Genomic DNA, 17,901 nt, shown 5'->3' on the forward strand with positions numbered 1-17,901 from the left:
ATATCTAATGGTGGTGAAAATGCAACTTCCAAGAATCACACCAATAGAAGAAAACATTGTATGTACGAAAAAAGACGAAATCTCGGAATTAGTCCGTAATACATTGTCTAATCAAGAATTTAGCGGAGTATTTCTAAAAATATTTGCAAAGGATGACACTGAGAAATACTATGTCACATTATTGATGGACAAACGAAAGCTTTTGGCCTCTAAAGTGTCACTTCTCTCTTCAAAGACTGAAGTAATTGGAGATGAGAGTTTAAAAATATTAAAGAGGATTATAAACTATCCATTAGTCATCGATGTGTATGGATTAGATGAAATAGAGCTGAAAATTTCAATAACGGACAACCTAGACATATACAATGCCACTCCAAAAATTGAAATTGACAAGATTTTTGAAGAAACTATTGTTGAAAACAAAGAGCTTGCTGAGAAAGAAAGAATTTTGGAAGAAGCTCTCAAAAAAAAAGAAGTAAAAAAGAAAGAAATAGAACCAGAATCAAACCTCCCCTCCACAGTTGAACAAAAAGTAGCACCTAAAAAAGAAAAGCCCTCTAAAAAAGAATCCAAACCAAAAAAGAGAACGAAAACTCTCAAACCTGAAATCACAGTAGAAATAATTGGTGGTGAGATCTTTAAACCCATTCTCAAAGAGTATACAGAAGAAGTTTTGAAAGAAGTTCAAACACTCAATGGAGTATCTCCACAAAAGATTAAAATAACGGGGGAAGTCGGCTCAGGAGTTATATATCTCCACGTAGAGTTTTATGGAATCAGTGAAGGAGAGCCAAATACTAGACAGATGTCCGAAAGAAGGGTATTATACTTCATAAACAAACATCTCCCAATAATCTGGAGAAAGGCGGGACTTAAACCAATTCTAAGCGGCGCACGAGCAAAAATAACTGGACCAGGTGAGTCTTTTGAAGAAGAGAAGGAAACTTTAGAAAGTAAAAAGAAAATCGCTCCTCGTAAAATTGAGAGCAATATCTCAGTTGAAGCTCATGAGAGCATTAAGCCTTATTTCTCCACATATGCCAGGGCAATTCTCCAAGATATACAGAATGCAGGAATTGACGTAGAGAAAATGCACCTCGATATAAAAGGAAGAAGTGAACATGAGATCAATCTAACACTTTGGGGTAAAGCTCCAGGTAAGACTCATTCACAAGCAAGGAGCATAGTGGAAAGTATTCTGAAAACTCATGCAAAAGAGATTTCTAGAGCTCTAAACAAATACATTACAGTTCACCGAGTGCAAATCAATCTAGAGGAAACTGAGGGAGAAGTTTCAGAAAGTGTAAAACAAATACTCTCAAAGAAAGAAGAGTTAGAAAAGGAAATAGAAAAACTGCTTAAGGAAGTAGGTGTTGATGAACTTTCCTCATTAACTGAGGAAAAAAGGAGAGAAATCGAAGAGAATTTAATAAAACCTAAAGTCGAACCCGCAATAGAGGCCCTAAGAAGACGGTTGCAAAACATGTTTAAGGATCTTCCAAATTCCGTATTCAGATGGATGCGACTGGATTGGGAACTTCATAGAAATGAGGTCTTAATAACTTTAGAAGCAAGCTTTGACAAAAGGGGAAGCCTAATAGGTGTGGTCTCAGATGACAGAATAATAGAGGATGCTACTCAAGTATTAAACACTGCTGTTCAGGAAATATCTAAAGAACACAATGTACCAATCAAAATCAAAAATGTAAATATAAACGTCAGGTAAACTCAGTACTCAAGATCTTCATCATAGCAATGCTCAGGTTTGCCGAGCTCATCACTACTTAAATTTTACTTTTTGGGTTTTTAAGCTCTCTGTTTTGACATTATCCCTCTCCTAAATAAGATACCTTTAGGTTGTAGAGCTCTATCAAATCTTTTTCGAAACGTTAAGTTTTTAAACTGATTTGCCCTCTCCAAACACATGGAGACTCTCTTTGGAGCATTGTTAGCACTGGTCGCTGCATTTGGCTGGGGAACTTCATCAGTTCTAATTAAAGTTGGAATGAGAAAGAAGAGCGCCATTACTGTGAATATTATAAGATTATATATAACAGTGCTTTCTTATTTAGTTCTATTCATATTTACAGGGAGTTATAGAGAGATAGTCAATCTTTCATGGAAACTCATCGTAATAGCATTCATTTCAGGTCAATTTGGGTTTGTTGTGGGAGATTACTTCTATTTTAGCGCCCTCAGAATTATGGGGGTTTCACGGACAGTCCCTATAACCTCTTCGTATCCCCTTTGGACAATACTATGGACATGGTTATTCCTTGGAAGACAAATAAATATTCAAATCGTTCTTGGAGCCTTTCTTGTATTCCTAGCTATTATCATCGTGAGAAAGGGAGAAATTGAAGAACATTTAAACCCAAAAGGGTTTATCTTTGCACTTTTAGCCCCCATATCCTGGAGTATTGCTATAGTGTTGTTAGATTTTCTTTCCTCTCAAATCTCTCCTATTTCCCTTGCTGGAATTAGACTTGCCTTCGCAGCTATGGGGGTTAGTCTCTTTCTCCCCAAATACTCCATGGAACTAAAAAAAGTCACAAAGAAGGAAATAGCGCTTTTATCAGCGGCAGCACTTCTGGGGCTTATAATAGGGCAATATGCATTTGTAAAGTCAGTGAGTTCAGTGGGTTCACAAATATCTGCTCCAGTAAGTGCTATTAATCCAATTATCTCCTCTGCTCTTGCAATGGCACTTCTAAAAGAGCCACCAAATAGGAAGATCATCTTGGGATTGATCTTAGCTGTCACAGGCGTTATACTAATAACGACAGCATGAAGGCTGATCTCCTCTCTGTCTTGAAGGGCGAGGACTCCTCTCGGGGTCATAACCCTCACCCTTCAAGGCTTTCATCGGTTTGCGGACCCATCACATACTCTCCTTGCGAGTTTCGGTTCGGCCCGAGGGCCGGGTCTTCGGCTCGTTACCCCTACCGCAAAGCGGTTCGGGGTTATCGTCCCAGAGGACACTCCTTAAAGTTCTAAACCACTTGAAGGAGATCCCTAAAAGGACGCCTAACGGCGTCATCTCCCATGCAGGGGAACACGAGTGAAACCCCTTTAAACGAGTTGTTTTTGAATGGTTTCTCCGGGCCTTATTACGTTGATAAGTTTAAAAAAGTTTCAGTAGTTTAAAGGTTTCCTTGGACAGTTCACCCACATCCCCACCCTAAAGAACGAGGCTTTTATGAGAGTAAAGGATTTAACCCCCTGTGATCATATTCTAATGCCGACAGCGAGGGTACAATTGTACCCTCGTTGGGCCTGGTATACCCGCCTCCACAAGGTATCGGGCTCTATGAGTGGGGGTGCTCACACCAGGCTCACAGGGCCGGTGCATCCACCCGCGCGAAAAATGAACGCGGGCCTCTGTTGCCGGCCCACAATTCTCCAAAAAATTCTTATACCCGCTCTTCTAAAGCACTTTAGAGAGGGATACCATGACTACACTGATAATTGCAGAAAAACCCAATGTAGCCAGAAAAATCGCATATGCACTTGCTGAGGGGAAACCTATAAGAAAGAGTATCGGTAAAGTCCCTTACTATGAACTAACTAGAGATGGCAAAAAGATAATAGTTGCTCCTGCTGTTGGACATCTTTTTTCTTTAGCCCCAAAGGAAAAAACCTACGGATATCCTGTTTTTGATATTCATTGGGTTCCGGTCTATGTGGCAGAAAAAGGGAAAAGTTACACAAAAGATTACATAAAAGCCCTCAAAGAACTCGCCAAACGGGCAGATGAGTTCGTAGTAGCGTGTGATTACGACACAGAAGGTGAGGTTATTGGATATACTGCCTTAAAATATGCCTGTGGAGTTGACCCATCAAAAGCAAAGAGAATGAGATTTTCTGCCCTTACAAAAAAAGATTTAATTAGAGCATGGTACAATTTGGAGCCTACAATAAACTTTGGAATGGCCGATGCTGGAATAGCACGTCACATTCTTGATTGGTACTGGGGAGTAAATCTCTCAAGGGCCTTGAGTTCATCCCTAAGAAAAACTAGTGGGAAGTGGGTAATCCTCTCTACAGGGCGTGTTCAAGGCCCTACCTTAAAATTCTTGGTTGATAGAGAGAGGGAGATAAGAGACTTTGTCCCAATTCCATATTGGGTCATAAAAATGATCCTCGAGAAAAACGGAGAGCAATATACAGCCACCTATGAAAAGGATCGTATTTTTGATGAAGAGGAAGCCAAACGAATAGTTGAGGAAGCAAAAAAGGGGCCAGCCTTTGTAGAAAATGTAGAAGTTGAACAAAGACAGCGTTATCCCCCTCATCCATTTGACCTTGGTACTCTTCAAAGAGAGGCATATTCGGCCTTTAAATATAGCCCTAAAAAAACATTAGACATCGCTCAGCGCTTGTATGAGCGGGCATTAGTCTCATATCCTAGAACATCCTCTCAAAAGCTCCCAAAGAACTTAAACTATAAGAACATCATCCAAAATCTTGCAAAGATCCAAGAGTATAAACCGCATGCTCATGAGCTTTTGGGGAAAGGAATTCTAAAGCCCGTAGAAGGCAAAAAAGATGATCCTGCTCATCCAGCTATATACCCCACGGGAGAAATCCCAAAACCTGGAGAATTGACCAAGGAAGAACAAAACCTTTATGACTTAATTGTTAGGAGATTCCTGGCGGCATTTGCTGATCCGGCCATTAGAGAGAGCGTAAAGGTCATCATAAACTCCAATAATCACCACTTTATCCTCAGTGGTTCAAGAACCATAAAAGAAGGTTGGCTCAAAATATACGGAAAATATGTGAAATTTGATGAAATTGTCCTTCCTAAATTTGTAAAAGGGGAAACTATAAACGTGCTCCAGATAAAACGAGAAAAAAAGAAAACCAAACCTCCTGCGAGATACTCACCAGCTAGCATTATCAAGAAGATGGAAGATCTAGGAATTGGTACAAAAGCAACCAGAGCTCAAATTTTAGAAACATTATACTCGCGAGGATATATAGAAGGAAAAAGAACTATAAAAGTCACCCCTCTAGGTATTAAAGTTGTCGAAGCCCTTGAAAGCAATGTTCCAGACATAATAAGTGTCGAACTTACCAGAGAATTTGAACAAAAAATGGAAGAAATAATACAAAGAAAATTAACCAAAGAAAAAGTCATAGAAGATTCGAAAAAGACATTGATTAAAATTTTAAAAGAGTTTAAAAACAAAGAAAGTGAAATAGGAGCCAAACTACTTGAAACGTTTCTTGACACTCAGAAAAATAGCAAGAAAAGCAAACAAAAATCAAAAAATACAAAAGAGCTAACGACAGAGGAAGAAACCCGAATAAAGCAGGAAGTTGAAAAGGATAATAAAAACCCCAACATTATAGTGGGTAAATGTCCTAAATGTGGCGGGAACTTAGTTGTTAGGTATAACAGAAAAACTGGAAAGAGGTTTGTGGGTTGTTCCAATTGGCCAGAGTGTAACGTAACTTATCCTCTTCTTCAAAGAGGAAAAATAATACCAACTGGAAAAACTTGTCCAGAATGTGGAAATGCACCCATTGTAAAAATTAAGGAACGATACCGAGAATATGAAGTCTGCCTTGACATGAACTGCAATAAAAACCGAAAAAAGAAATCATAAATTTATTTAAAAATAAAAGTCAAAGCAAATTAAAGAAGCTCTTTAAGAAGGCTTATTCTACGAGCACTCATAAGCACTTTTGGATGCTTGAGCAAGACTTTTATCACTTCTGTATAGTTGCCCTCTGCAATTTTCTCAGCGTCTGTTCCACTTAGTACTTCAATAAATACATCTAGATCCTCATCAGTTAGCCTTTCTACAGCCTTTCTGATTTTTAATACTCTTTCAAGTCTTTTTCCATCTTTTTCCCACCACTCAGTAGTATAGTTTTTCAGGAGCTCAAGGTTTTCCTCCTCAAGTGCCTTGACTATCCACTTACTTGCTATAGTCCCTGCTTTCATAGCCTCAGCCATGCCTCCCCCATGCATTGGATTTACCTGTCTTGCTGCATCTCCAACCACAACCACATTTTCTTTAGCAAGCTCTTTCAAGAAGCCACCAACTGGTACAACCCCCACATTAATTTCAAGGAGCTTTTTAGATGGGATGTTGTTCTCTTTAAGCCATTTATCAAGGTAATATTTTGCAGTTTTTGGGTTATCGGAATTTATCCCTATCCCCACATTTGCCCGATCTTCATCTTTTGGAAAGACCCACACATATCCCCTAGGTGCTACATCATTTCCAAACCAGAGATGAATCAACTCAGGATCGAAGCCATCTATGAGCATCTCATATTCATAAGCAGAATCAAATTCATGTGGAGGAGCATAAGTATTAATGCCTGCTTTTCTTGCTATAGTGCTTTCAACACCATCCGCTGCTACTATTATATCTCCGTATATTTCTACTGGTTCCCCTTCATGCTTTGCTTTTACTCCAATAATTTTGCCATTTTCTCTTATTACATCCTCCACTTCAGTTCTAGACAGAACATCGGCTCCACTTCTCGCAGCGTAAAATGCGAGCATTTTATCAAATACCTTCCTCTCCAAGATAACCCCACTAACCTTTTTGTACCTTATTTCAAGTTCATATCCACTTGGAGAATATATTCTTGCCCCATAAATTTCCCTGTTAATGAAGCGTTTGTCATATGGGATACCATATCTCTCAAATATGCTAATGTTAATACCCTCTGCACATTGTTTTGGCGCTCCTATGGCAGGTTTTTTGTCCACGAGGAGAACAGAATATCCTTCCCTAGCAACGTTTCTGGCAACAATAGGGCCTGCTATTCCAGCCCCAACTACTACCACATCGTATTTCATTATTTCAGTCATGTTTATCCCTCCAACGGTTCAAAGTCCAAAGCGCCAACCGGACATGCATTTATGCATATCTTACATGATATACATTTGTCCTGAAAGAATTCCCATTTAGACGAGCTCACTTTTATTGCAAGTGATGGACAGACCCCGGCACATCCACCGCAAAGATAGCACTTATCCTCATTGACAATGATTTTAATCTTCTCCACCATGAAGGACCCTCCATTCTATCTATCTTATAACGCTTCTTTGTCAATTTTAATTGTATCCTCTTTTATGATTAACGGTATCACTCTGGAAAGTTCCTCGACCTTCTCCCTCACTTCCCTCTCTTTGAGGTTTAATACGTCACTCAGCTCTTCTACGGTGGTAGTATCATAAAGTAAGAGATAATGGAGAATTGCAAGCTGAGTCATGTCTCCTACTTCCCTTAAATATTTATCTTTAAGGTCTCTCATGAGAGTGTTCCTGTAGCTTTCAATAGTCCTTAATGCTTCAACTACCTGTTCAAGTTTTTTATTTGCATCCACAAATGCTCTTACCATAGCATGCAAGTCCTTTGGAGATTTTTCAAGTTCATCAAGTTTAATTTCAAATCTTTCAAACCTCTCTGGAGTTTTCAAATCAAGCCCTTTATACCAAAATATGTTTGGGGTAACAGTTACGAGAAAGGTTTTAGAGACTGCTATAGAATAATACTTTCTTGTGGGCCCAATAAAACCTTCTTCTTTCTCATAAGACTTTAACACTCCTTCTCGTTCCATGATCTTCAAGTGCTTAGAAACCGCTGTGGAGGATACATTAACTTTACTGCTAAGCAGACTAAAGTAACACTCCGTGCATGTTAAGTGACTAAGTAAGTCTCTCCTCACCTTGTTGCCCAAGATGTAAAATATATCTGGTTCAGACATGTTGCCCACCTACCCAAATCTGTATCGTAAAGTTTATATACCGTCATCTTAACCTCTGGTTGAAAACCCTAAATTTGTAAAGACCTCGTATGTAGGTTGCACCCGAAGGTTAAAAAGCTTTAGTTTGAAACTGATTGGAGGTGTGTGAAATGGCACTTATTAGTGATGGAGATAAGAAGATAATTAAAGAGGAGTTCTTTTCAAAACTTGTCAACCCGGTCAAAATAATCGTGTTCATCGGAAAAGAGAACTGCCAATACTGTGACCAGTTAAAGCAACTAGTCCACGAAATAAGCGAGTTAAGTGATCTTGTGACTTACGAAATTCACGACTTCGATAATGAAAAAGACCTAGCAGAAAAGTACAGGATAGATGTTGCTCCTGCGGTTGTAATAACCCAAGACGGGAAAGACCTAGGCGTTAGATACTTTGGCCTTCCAGCTGGCCATGAATTTGGATCATTCCTCGAGGATATAGTAGATGTCTCAAAGGGTGAAACAGACCTCTTAGAAGAAACCAAAGAAGTACTTAGAGGGATCAACAAGGACGTGCAGATCTATGTTTTTGTTACCCCTACATGCCCATACTGTCCAATGGCAGTTAGAATGGCCCACAAATTTGCAATTGAAAATGCCCTTGGAGGCAATGACAAGATCCTTGGTGATATGATAGAAGCTATTGAATTTCCAGGACTTGCTGAACAATACAACGTCATGGCAGTTCCCAAGGTTGTCATCAGAGTAAACGGTGAAGACAAGGTTTCATTTGAAGGAGCCTATCCCGAGAAAATGTTCCTCGAGAAACTGCTTGAAGCCCTCGAGTGATAATCTTCCCTTTTTATTTCTACCGTTTTGAAAATAATAAAGAATCTGAGACAAGTCTTCTAGAGATTCATTTTTGTTCATTGAGTATCTTCTCAATCTCACCAGTTTTCATGAACATTCCATTATCGTATATGAGTTCCCCATTGACAAATACCTTTTCAACATCACTACCCCTAGCTGAGTATACAAGATGAGAGAGCATATTCTCCCTCGGCAAAAAGTGAAGCTTTTTGGTGTTTATGAGGACGAGATCTGCAAGATAACCACGTTCTATTAGGCCCGCATTTAGCTTTAAGGCCTTTGCTCCTCCTACTGTTGCCCAGTAGAAGACATCCTTTGCCGTAGGGCTTGTAGGATCTCTGTTCTTTACTTTATTTAAGATGGCAGCGAACTTCATTTCGAGAATCATGTCCATAGAATTATTAGAAACTGCACAGTCGTTTCCAAGGGCTATATTCCCACCAAGTTTCCAGAGGTCCAATATCGGAGCAACATAACCTTCTAATTTTGCTAGGCTTATGGGACAATGGACCAAAGTTGCATTACTCTTTGCATAGATTCCAACTTCCTTTTCTGATAGGTATACTCCATGAACTCCGATAAAATTGGACTCTAAAATGTTCGTGCTTTTAAGGTATTCAACGGGAAGCATTCCTTCTCTATCCTTGACTCTAAGAACCTCCTCTCTACTCTGGGAAACATGCATATGGACTAAAGCGTTCTCCTTCTCTGCGAACTCTCTCACTTCTTCCAACAGATCCCTTGAAACCGTGTCAGTTGCATGTGGAGCAAGTATCACATTTACTAAACCATTTCTACTTTTCCATTTTTTGAAGAATTTAAATCCGAGTTTTGGCTCTGCTATTGGCATATCAACAAGATCCATCATTGTTTGACCAATAAATGCCCTAACACCAAGTGTTTCAGCAGCTTTTGATATCTGCCATGCAAAAAAGTAGTGATCATTTATAGTTGTAGAGCCACTTGCAATAGCCTCGGCAATACCTATTAAGGCCCATTTATAAATTTCTTCCTCGTTCCATTCCTTTTCATTGGGCCAGATTACCTCATTGAGCCATGTATCAAGGGGCATATCATCTCCAAAGCCCCTAAATTTAACCATGGCCACATGAGTATGAGCATTAATAAGACCTGGAATGAGAAGATAATCCCTTCCTCCATAAGTCACCTCCACATCAAATTCTTTTAACTTCTCGCTGGGAATTATACTAACTATCTTTCCATCTTCTATCAAAACTACCGAATTCTTCCTATGAGTATTAGCATCAATAATATGATCGGCTACAATTGCCTTCATGTTCTCACCTCACACGGGATTAATTTTTCATGCCTCATGATATTTAAACTATATGCCAAGAAGAGAGTTTAACAACTTCCAAGCACCCATTGCCACATTAATGATCCTGTGATGTTATGCTGGCATTTATTCATCAACCTCATTTAAATCCATAAAAAATGACAACAAATAAAGCGAATGATTTAAATATCAATAACTAGGTTTAAAAATGTGATTACCATGTCTGTGATATTCGAAGTTAAAGACAAGAGATTCCTCCCAAAAGTCCTATGGAATAATTGACTCTTCTGGGATAGATTAATAAAGCTAAAATGGAAACACAAGCAAGATTGGAGGTGTTTTATTATGATTGAAAAAATTTACTGTGCAGATGTAAAACCTAAGATGGAAGGAGAAAGGGTAAGACTTGCTGGATGGGTATATAGAAAGAGAGAAGTTGGTAAAAAAGTATTTATTGTCCTTAGAGACTCAAGTGGGATAATTCAAACCATATTTACAAAAGAATTAAGTGAAGAGGCATATAGGAGAGCAAAACAAGTGGGAATAGAATCAAGTGTGGTAATAGAAGGCAGAGTTAAGGCTGATCCAAGGGCCCCCACAGGCGTTGAGGTTCAAGCAGATAAAATTGAAATAATCCAAGATGTGGAGTTTTTCCCCATCACAAAGGATGCAAGCGATGAATTCCTACTAGATGTGAGGCATCTCCATCTCCATTCTCCAAAAGTAGCTAGTGTGATGAAGGTTAAAGCCACTTTAATGCAAGCTGCGAGAGAGTGGCTCCTCCAAGATGGATGGTATGAAGTATTCCCACCAATCCTTGTTACTGGAGCGGTCGAAGGCGGCTCAACACTTTTTAAATTGAAGTATTTTGAGAGAGAAGCTTATCTAAGCCAATCAGCACAGCTTTATCTTGAGGCAGCGATATTTGGACTGGAGAAAGTATGGTCACTTACACCAAGTTTTAGGGCCGAAAAGAGCAGAACAAGGAGACATCTTACTGAATACTGGCACTTAGAACTTGAAGGGGCGTGGATGGATTTATGGGACATCCTCAAGGTGGAGGAAGAGCTTGTTAGCTATATGGTGCAAAGAACTCTAGAACTCAGGAAAAAAGAGATTGAGACTTTTAGAAAAGACTTCACAACTCTCAAAAACACTGAACCACCATTCCCAAGAATAAGTTATGATGAGGCCATTGATATCCTCCAAAGCAAAGGAATAAATATAGAATGGGGCGAAGACATGGGCGCTGATGAAGAGAGAGTTTTAACAGGAGAATTTGACAGCCCATTTTTCGTCTATGGTTATCCAAAGCATATTAAGGCCTTTTACATGAAAGAGGATCCAGAAGATCCAAGAAAAGTTTTAGCGGCCGATATGCTGGCTCCAGAAGGATATGGTGAAATCATTGGAGGAAGCCAAAGAGAAGATGACTACAACAAGCTTGTTCAAAGAATACTCGACGAGGGTATGGATCCAAAGAACTATGAATGGTACCTTGATTTGAGGAAGTATGGATCAGTTCCACACAGTGGCTTCGGGCTTGGCTTAGAAAGACTTGTGGCTTGGGTACTCAATCTTGACCACATAAGATGGGCCACACTATTCCCAAGAACTCCTTCAAGGTTATATCCCTAGCTTTTTTTCTTTAAATTTTCAAAAACCGTAAGATTTATAAATGCATTAAGGCCCATAGAAGTTCGAGGGCCCGTAGCCTAGCAGGATAGGGCGCCGGCCTTCTAAGCCGGAGGTCCCGGGTTCGAATCCCGGCGGGCCCGCCAAAACTTCTGAGAAATCTAAATTTCATTCAAAATCTGTTCTAATACATCTACAAGTTTTTTTGCACTTTCTTTTAATTCTTTACTCATCTCTACAAAAAATCCAATCTGCTTTGGCTGTGCTCCTATAAGGAGAAATTTAGCATCTATATTTTGCTTCAAATAACCTACCAAAAGCTTTAATGGCATTCTATGAGTTGAAAATGCTTCCCCTAGTGTTCCCTCAGGGTCTGCTAAAACTATTTCGCCTGGTTTTCCTTCAAAATGCACTGCATCAATAAAAACCACGTGAGAAGGTCTTTCTCTAATGATTTTCCCTGCATAACTCTCTGGCATTTCAGCACAGTTAAGAAAAACCACTTTAGGATTGAAGACTCTTTCTTTCAACCTTTCTACAACATACACTCCAAAGGCATCGTCTCCTCTAGTATCGTTTCCAATGCCGCATATCACTACTTTTTCAACATCCGAAAAGAATTCCCTAAGTTCCATCTCCATCACCAAAAATATAGGGAGAATTAAAGAGCTTTGATGACTTCTTCAATCTTCTTCGCAAATTCACTCTTTAATAACTCCTCAATGTTACCAACTTTAGCATCCAAATCTCTGTAAAGTGGAACCTCTACTAAGTAAGGGATGTTGAATTCTTTGGCAAGATTTCTGATTTCCTCTCCTCCATTAAATGTCATATTTTCCACGATGCCTACTATCTTGAGGTTCTGTTCCTTTAAAAGTTCAAGTAGCTTTTTGACAACGTTAATAGCAAGCTTTGAAGGAGTTGCAACAACAAGAAATTCTCCTTTCCTGAGAAATCTCAAAACATCGAGGAACTGATCTCCCATTCCAGGAGGCATGTCAATGATCAAAAAGTCCAAGTCTTCCCATCTGGTTATAGCTAAGAGTTCTATTAAAGCGTCGCTTATCTCCATCCCTCTAAGTGGTGTTGGTCTATCCTCGGAGTAATATACAATACTCATGAACCTAATTCCATGAACCTCTGGCGGAATGACTCCCCTGTCCTCTTCAGGGAATTCTTTGGGCTCAAAACCAAGGATAACATGATCACTTGCTCCGTGAAAGTCCAAATCCAGAAGACCCACTTTATAACCTTTTTGGGCTAAGCTTAGTGCTAATGTCGTGGATACCATTGACTTGCCCACTCCACCTTTGCCACTTACTACTGGAATAATTTTCTTCACTTTCTCAAGTCTGGCTTCAACGGCCTTTATTCTAGGGTCAATCACTCCTCATCACCCTCAACTTTTATTGCTGCTAGATAAACTCCCCTTCCCTTTGTAACCTCAAAGTCTCTGCTCCCGCATTTCGGACAGGCCAAGAACGCATGAACAACTTCTGGTATGAAATGAATATCTTCCTTTATTCTCTCATCAAATCCGCTCTTTACGTCTTTGAGTTTCCACTCGGTTTCACAGTTCCTACATTTAAACTCTGCCTCTTCAATGACAAATTCCAGTTCTGCTCCTTCTGCAATAGTTCCCCTCTTTATCTCGTTGATAGCAAATTCCAAAATCTCTTGATTAACGTCCTGAAGTTCTCCAAGAACTATCCTTAAAGCAAGAACCTTTTCCTTTCCATGTTGTCTTGCAAACTCAATAGCAGTCCTAACTATCCCATCGGCAAGTGCCCATTCGTGCATTCTATCCCCTCCAGAAAAGTCTAAATAAGAGAGTTTATAAATTGTGGTGTTTTTAACAAAAGGTGTTTAAAAAGAAAAGGATTAATGCCAGGTAACTGTTTTATGTGTCACTTTGCCCGCTAACGCATCCTTCAAAGCCTGTTCAACTATCTCCAATCCTTTCTCTGCTATCTCCTTGGTTATCACAAGTGGTGGGGTTATCCTTATAACGTTTCCAAACATTCCATAGCTCGGCAAAATTAAGCCAAGTTCAAAGGCTCTCCAGCATATCTTCCCTGTGAGTTCTGGATCTGGTGTTTTCGTACCTGGTTTTACAATCTCTGCTCCTATCATGAGGCCTTTTCCTCTAACGTCCCCGATTACTTCATACTGTTCTTTTAATTCAAGCAAATGCTTTTTTATAAACTCGCCAACTTCTAGAGCATTTTTAATAAGGTTTTCCTCCTCTATTATTCTCAACGTTGCATATGCTGCTGCTGAAATCACAGGATTGGCTGCGGGAGTTAACAAAGCTGACCCACTTGTCATTTCCATGAGCTCATCTCTTCCTATGACACCACTCAATCCCATTCCACTTGCAACACCTTTTCCAAATGAAATAAACTCTGGCTTTATATCAAACCATTCACTTGCAAACCACTTTCCAGTTCTTCCAATACCCGTCTGCACTTCATCCATTGCCAAGAAAATTCCATGTTCATTAAGTACTTTCTTGAGTTCCTTGAAAAAGTCCTCCGGAGGTACAACTATCCCGGCATCCCCTTGAATTGGCTCTGCTAATAGCATACTAACTTCCTCGGGAGGAACTACGTGGGCAAAGACGTACTTTTCAAGATAGTCAATAAAAGCGTTTATGAGCTCATTAGGCTCTTCATATCCGTCAATGTTCCAGATGTTTCTGTAAGGATTAGGGTAAGGAACCCACACCACATTCGGCACCAAAGGAGAAAAACCTCTCTTTTGGGAACTTTGGAAAGCAGCTACAGAAGTTGCTCCATATGTTTGTCCATGATAAGCCCCAATAAATGCTACAATCCAGGGTTTTCTTGTCGTAAAGCGAACAACCTTCATAAGCAAGTCTATTGAGTCGCTGCCACTAAGACCAAAAAGAATTTTGGGATTGTCTATCGGAGCTTTCTCAGCTAAGATCTCAGCCACTTCTATAGCTCTTTTGCTGTAGGTGTACCCTATCATTGAATGTTGAATCTTAGCTACCTGTTCCTGTACTTCCTTAACGAGTTTTGGATGAGCGTAACCCGTTGACGCAGCGGCAGCACCGGCAAGGAAGTCAATAAAGATATTCCCATCAACATCTTCAACAAGTGCTCCATATCCTCTCTCGGGAACAACTGGAAAAAGCTTAACCCCTAAACCTTGAGAAATAACTTTCTTCTCCCTCTCCACGAGTTCTTTAGCTTTAGGTCCAGGAGGACTGACAACTAATTTTGGATATTCCATCTTAAATCACCTCACAAAAGCTGAAAAAGAGCAAAAATAGAAAAGAAATCACGGATTAGCTGAAACGAATTCACTTGTGTACCTCTTGACTACAGTGGCCAACAAGAGTAGTCCAACAAGGTTTGGTATTGCCATAAGACCGTTCATCATATCTGAGAATGTCCATACGTTTTCAAGGGCTGTTGTTGCACCAATGAATATGAACACTACGAACAGTAGGTTGTAGATCAAGTGAAGCTTTGGATAAAGCTTTGCAAACTTCTCTGGATCTCCTTCAATCCACTTTGCTAAATACATGATGTTCTGTCTACCATAGAATGACCATGCAAGAACTGTAGAGTAAGCAAAGAGGATAACGCCTATAACAACCATTACTTCACCTATGTGGCCAAATGCTCTAGCGAAGGCCTCCTGTGTCAATGGAGTGCTGGTCTTTCCAGTCTCCCATGCACCGGTAGCTACAATTGAGATACCGGTTAATGAACAGATGAGAATTGTATCAATAAATGGACCCAGCATAGCCACGTGTGCTTGTCTTGATGGGTGGTCTGTTCTTGCTGCAGCGTGAGCAAGTGTAGCAGTTCCAAGACCAGCCTCGTTAGAGAAGAGACCTCTTGCCACACCCCACCTGATCACTGTACCTACAGCACCTCCAGCCACAGCTTGGCCAGTAAATGCATCTCTGAAGACGAGACTAATTGCACTTGGTAATTGACCGGCATACTTAATCCAGACTCCAATTGCAAAGATAAAGTAGACTATTGCCATTAATGGAACTAACGCTTCTGCAACTTCACCTATTCTCTTAATTCCACCGACGATAACTATGAATGTTATGAACGCGAAGAATGCTCCTGTTATCCATGTTGGGACATTGAAAGCTTGCTTCATTCCCAAGGCCAGAGAGTTCGCTTGAGTCATGTTTCCAATTCCAAATGCAGAGATTGCTGCAAACAACGCGAACAGTATTGCAAGGGTCTTTCCAAGGCTTGGAAGAGAGCGTCCGGAGATAAGGTATAACGCTAGTATCAAGAACAGAATTGCAATTATTACTGCAAGTATCATAAGTCCACCACTTAGCTTTGTGGCCTCATAGCCTATGAAGAGTGCAAACAGGATAATAAATATGCCTGCTATTGTTCTGAACGTTGGGGAAATCTCTTCTTCGCTGAGCCCCCTCTCAAGGAAGTTAAATGTACCTCCAATCATTGTCCCATCGGGTAATTTGCCTCTAAATGCAACTCCCAAAAGACCTTCTGAATATCTAGTGGCCATTCCAACTAAAGCTGTGACCCACATCCAGAATAATGCACCAGGACCTCCAGCCGCTATTGCAGTCGCAACACCAGCAATGTTTCCTATACCTACCGTTCCAGCAATAGTAGCCATTAATGCTTGGAACGGAGTAATGTCTCCTTCTCCCTGTTTCTTCCTTCCCTCAAAAAGAGTAAACTTTATAGACCATCCAAGTCTGCGGAACTGTATACCCCCAAGGTATATTGTTAGCAACAGTCCAGTGCCCACCAGTAAAATCATTATTGGGGGGCCCCATACCATACCATCAAGCCAGTTTATAAAGTCCATAATGGCACTCATTTAGGCACCTCCTGTAGTTGGCACTATAAAGTGCACCATAGCATTAGAATTAACGTCAAGGAATTATTTAAAACTTTCCAGTACATCTATGGTGTAGAATGGACTAAAGTCAAAAAGATTTCTAACAAAAAAGCACACTCTTTTATTCAGATACTTTCCAAAGGATAATATTTTTACCTTATGAATTAGTCTCTTTCTTTCTCCAAATAAGATATACCGTAACTAAAACCCTCAAATGAGTTATCAATGCTAGGAGAAAGAATAAAATATCCAGTCTTCCTGCCAAACATAAGAGCATTGTCATAAACACTCTTTCGTCCCTCTTTCCAATAAGATATTTCAGAACAGGTATCGAAGTATAAGCGCTAACAAAGTACTCTCCTTTGTAGCGTTCGGTAGAATAACTCACCATGAAAGAACCAAATATAGCAAGCAGTATTATCAACCACATCTGAGGACTTGGTTTCATATAAATAGCAAGGCTCCAAAGAACAAAAAAGTCCACATATCTATCTAGAATCGAGTCAAGATAGCCGCCAAATCTGGTTTTTTTCATTGCACTCCTTGCGATCTCTCCATCCACACCATCGAGAATAGAACTCACCTGATACACAATCCCTGCAAATGGTGGGTTGAAAAGTCCAAGTAAGCCTGCACTAATCCCTACTAAAAAGGAAAAGAAAGTCATGTGGAATGGTTCAACATAATCAACAAGGAGTTCACTAATTCTTGTGGAAATTTTCCTATTTACATATCTTGAAACTAACCCATCTCCCGTATCTTTTACAGCATTCTTTATTAAAAGTCTTTTAGCTTTCTTTACGTCTTCTGGAGTATCAATATCCATCCAAAAGAATCCATTTACTTCAGTTACTTTCAATCTAGCCTCTTTGGCCACTTCCGTTAACTCCAAAACCTCCTTTTTCTCAAGCAATTTTTCAGCTATATCAAATATATTGGGTCTTAAAAGAAAGAATCCTGTATCAAAAGCATCATATTCTTCAATATTTTTTCCAATATCTACTATTTTACCTTCCTTGATTTTTACTTTCGTAGCTTCCTCGTTGTTTGTGAATTTTCCAACTTTGTCAACTATAATTCCCTCTCCTTTCAGAGCCGCTTTTATAAAATTCTCCTCGTATATGTGATCACTCATTACCAACACAAATTTTCCAGAGACATAATTTTTACTCAAATATAAGCTGTACCCATTACCTTTTTCTGGATATGGGTTTACGAGAATTCTGTAATTAAACCTATTTTTTTCTAAGAAGTCTTTTAGCTTTCCCATATAATGAGGGTTGGTGACTACAATAAACTCTTCAATGCCTTGTTCTTCAAGAAGCTTCATTGTTCTGTAAAGTATTTCTCGTCCAGCCACTTTTATTAAACATTTTGGTATCCCCTTTGCCAATTCACCCATTCTGATGCCTAAACCCGCTGCAAGAATAACTGCTTTCATTTTTCTCATATAATATTATTACCCAAATCCTAAAAGCTTTGGGCATATTCTAAACATCTTTTTCCGTTCAG

15 protein-coding genes and 1 tRNA gene are annotated in these 17,901 nt (G+C 39.6%); 6 read left to right on the forward strand and 10 right to left on the reverse strand.

What is annotated here, in order from left to right:
- Window positions 1–19 precede the first annotated feature (19 nt).
- The 3 genes from K1720_RS08125 to topA all read left to right on the forward strand — a co-directional run bounded on the left by K1720_RS08125 (window position 20) and on the right by topA (window position 5,615).
- The gene (locus K1720_RS08125) at window positions 20–1,726 is read left to right on the forward strand and encodes a hypothetical protein (protein WP_251948353.1); all 1,707 of its coding nucleotides are present in this window, start codon (window positions 20–22) and stop codon (window positions 1,724–1,726) included.
- A 198-nt stretch (window positions 1,727–1,924) separates the two neighbouring features.
- Entirely contained in the window at window positions 1,925–2,791 is an 867-nt protein-coding gene (locus K1720_RS08130; protein WP_251948355.1) for a DMT family transporter, read from the forward strand.
- A 661-nt stretch (window positions 2,792–3,452) separates the two neighbouring features.
- A complete protein-coding gene (topA, locus tag K1720_RS08135) occupies window positions 3,453–5,615 on the forward strand; it encodes a DNA topoisomerase I (protein WP_251948356.1) in 2,163 nt (720 codons plus the stop codon).
- Between the two features lie 29 nt (window positions 5,616–5,644).
- On the opposite strand, the gene K1720_RS08140 is transcribed toward topA, so the two are convergent.
- Genes K1720_RS08140 through surR form a run of 3 tightly spaced genes read right to left on the reverse strand, consistent with a single transcriptional unit; the run spans window position 5,645 to window position 7,737 of the window.
- Window positions 5,645–6,838 carry a geranylgeranyl reductase family protein gene (locus K1720_RS08140; protein ID WP_251948358.1) on the reverse strand — a complete coding sequence of 398 codons (1,194 nt, stop codon included), beginning with the start codon at window positions 6,836–6,838 and terminating at the stop codon, window positions 5,645–5,647.
- Window positions 6,839–6,840: 2 nt separating this feature from the next.
- Window positions 6,841–7,038, reverse strand: a complete 198-nt coding sequence (locus K1720_RS08145) for a DUF362 domain-containing protein (protein ID WP_055281966.1) — start codon at window positions 7,036–7,038, stop codon at window positions 6,841–6,843.
- A 24-nt stretch (window positions 7,039–7,062) separates the two neighbouring features.
- Entirely contained in the window at window positions 7,063–7,737 is a 675-nt protein-coding gene (surR, locus tag K1720_RS08150) for a sulfur metabolism transcriptional regulator SurR (RefSeq protein ID WP_251948360.1), read from the reverse strand.
- Between the two features lie 149 nt (window positions 7,738–7,886).
- Here surR and pdo point away from each other — a divergent pair, with 149 nt between their 5' ends.
- Window positions 7,887–8,561, forward strand: a complete 675-nt coding sequence (gene pdo, locus K1720_RS08155) for a protein disulfide oxidoreductase (RefSeq protein ID WP_251948362.1) — start codon at window positions 7,887–7,889, stop codon at window positions 8,559–8,561.
- A gap of 67 nt (window positions 8,562–8,628) precedes the next feature.
- On the opposite strand, the gene K1720_RS08160 is transcribed toward pdo, so the two are convergent.
- Window positions 8,629–9,879, reverse strand: coding sequence for an amidohydrolase family protein (locus K1720_RS08160; RefSeq protein WP_251948364.1), 1,251 nt, complete (start codon window positions 9,877–9,879; stop codon window positions 8,629–8,631).
- A gap of 345 nt (window positions 9,880–10,224) precedes the next feature.
- Between K1720_RS08160 and asnS the strand changes: the two genes are divergently transcribed.
- Entirely contained in the window at window positions 10,225–11,517 is a 1,293-nt protein-coding gene (gene asnS, locus K1720_RS08165) for an asparagine--tRNA ligase (protein WP_251948366.1), read from the forward strand.
- A gap of 66 nt (window positions 11,518–11,583) precedes the next feature.
- Window positions 11,584–11,660, forward strand: a tRNA-Arg gene (locus K1720_RS08170).
- 15 nt (window positions 11,661–11,675) lie between these two features.
- Here K1720_RS08170 and K1720_RS08175 read toward each other — a convergent pair.
- From K1720_RS08175 to K1720_RS08200, 6 genes are all read right to left on the reverse strand, one after another.
- Window positions 11,676–12,149, reverse strand: a complete 474-nt coding sequence (locus tag K1720_RS08175; RefSeq protein WP_251948368.1) for a hydrogenase 3 maturation endopeptidase HyCI — start codon at window positions 12,147–12,149, stop codon at window positions 11,676–11,678.
- Between the two features lie 26 nt (window positions 12,150–12,175).
- Entirely contained in the window at window positions 12,176–12,901 is a 726-nt protein-coding gene (locus tag K1720_RS08180) for an Mrp/NBP35 family ATP-binding protein (protein ID WP_251948369.1), read from the reverse strand.
- Complete coding sequence (hypA, locus tag K1720_RS08185) at window positions 12,898–13,314, reverse strand: hydrogenase nickel incorporation protein HypA (protein WP_251948371.1); 417 nt, start codon at window positions 13,312–13,314, stop codon at window positions 12,898–12,900. Before hypA ends, K1720_RS08180 begins: the two co-directional genes overlap by 4 nt.
- A gap of 81 nt (window positions 13,315–13,395) precedes the next feature.
- Window positions 13,396–14,772, reverse strand: a complete 1,377-nt coding sequence (locus K1720_RS08190) for an acetyl ornithine aminotransferase family protein (RefSeq protein ID WP_251948373.1) — start codon at window positions 14,770–14,772, stop codon at window positions 13,396–13,398.
- A 48-nt stretch (window positions 14,773–14,820) separates the two neighbouring features.
- Window positions 14,821–16,368 (reverse strand): alanine/glycine:cation symporter family protein, encoded by a 1,548-nt coding sequence (locus tag K1720_RS08195; protein ID WP_251948375.1) that lies wholly within the window; start codon window positions 16,366–16,368, stop codon window positions 14,821–14,823.
- A 178-nt stretch (window positions 16,369–16,546) separates the two neighbouring features.
- Entirely contained in the window at window positions 16,547–17,830 is a 1,284-nt protein-coding gene (locus K1720_RS08200) for a bifunctional L-myo-inositol-1-phosphate cytidylyltransferase/CDP-L-myo-inositol myo-inositolphosphotransferase (protein ID WP_251950643.1), read from the reverse strand.
- Window positions 17,831–17,901 lie beyond the last annotated feature (71 nt).

It is taken from the genome of Thermococcus argininiproducens (genome assembly GCF_023746595.1).
In the GTDB taxonomy this organism is placed as follows: Archaea; Methanobacteriota_B; Thermococci; order Thermococcales; family Thermococcaceae; genus Thermococcus_A; species Thermococcus_A argininiproducens.

Excerpts from the sequence above, each read along its gene's own strand:
- K1720_RS08125 (WP_251948353.1), top strand. The coding sequence starts at position 20 with ATGCAACTTCCAAGAATCACACCAATAGAAGAAAACATTGTATGTACG.
- K1720_RS08130 (WP_251948355.1), top strand. The coding sequence starts at position 1,925 with ATGGAGACTCTCTTTGGAGCATTGTTAGCACTGGTCGCTGCATTTGGC.
- topA (WP_251948356.1), top strand. The coding sequence starts at position 3,453 with ATGACTACACTGATAATTGCAGAAAAACCCAATGTAGCCAGAAAAATC.
- K1720_RS08140 (WP_251948358.1), bottom strand. The coding sequence starts at position 6,838 with ATGACTGAAATAATGAAATACGATGTGGTAGTAGTTGGGGCTGGAATA.
- K1720_RS08145 (WP_055281966.1), bottom strand. The coding sequence starts at position 7,038 with ATGGTGGAGAAGATTAAAATCATTGTCAATGAGGATAAGTGCTATCTT.
- surR (WP_251948360.1), bottom strand. The coding sequence starts at position 7,737 with ATGTCTGAACCAGATATATTTTACATCTTGGGCAACAAGGTGAGGAGA.
- pdo (WP_251948362.1), top strand. The coding sequence starts at position 7,887 with ATGGCACTTATTAGTGATGGAGATAAGAAGATAATTAAAGAGGAGTTC.
- K1720_RS08160 (WP_251948364.1), bottom strand. The coding sequence starts at position 9,879 with ATGAAGGCAATTGTAGCCGATCATATTATTGATGCTAATACTCATAGG.
- asnS (WP_251948366.1), top strand. The coding sequence starts at position 10,225 with ATGATTGAAAAAATTTACTGTGCAGATGTAAAACCTAAGATGGAAGGA.
- K1720_RS08175 (WP_251948368.1), bottom strand. The coding sequence starts at position 12,149 with ATGGAACTTAGGGAATTCTTTTCGGATGTTGAAAAAGTAGTGATATGC.
- hypA (WP_251948371.1), bottom strand. The coding sequence starts at position 13,314 with ATGCACGAATGGGCACTTGCCGATGGGATAGTTAGGACTGCTATTGAG.
- K1720_RS08190 (WP_251948373.1), bottom strand. The coding sequence starts at position 14,772 with ATGGAATATCCAAAATTAGTTGTCAGTCCTCCTGGACCTAAAGCTAAA.
- K1720_RS08195 (WP_251948375.1), bottom strand. The coding sequence starts at position 16,368 with ATGAGTGCCATTATGGACTTTATAAACTGGCTTGATGGTATGGTATGG.
- K1720_RS08200 (WP_251950643.1), bottom strand. The coding sequence starts at position 17,830 with ATGAAAGCAGTTATTCTTGCAGCGGGTTTAGGCATCAGAATGGGTGAA.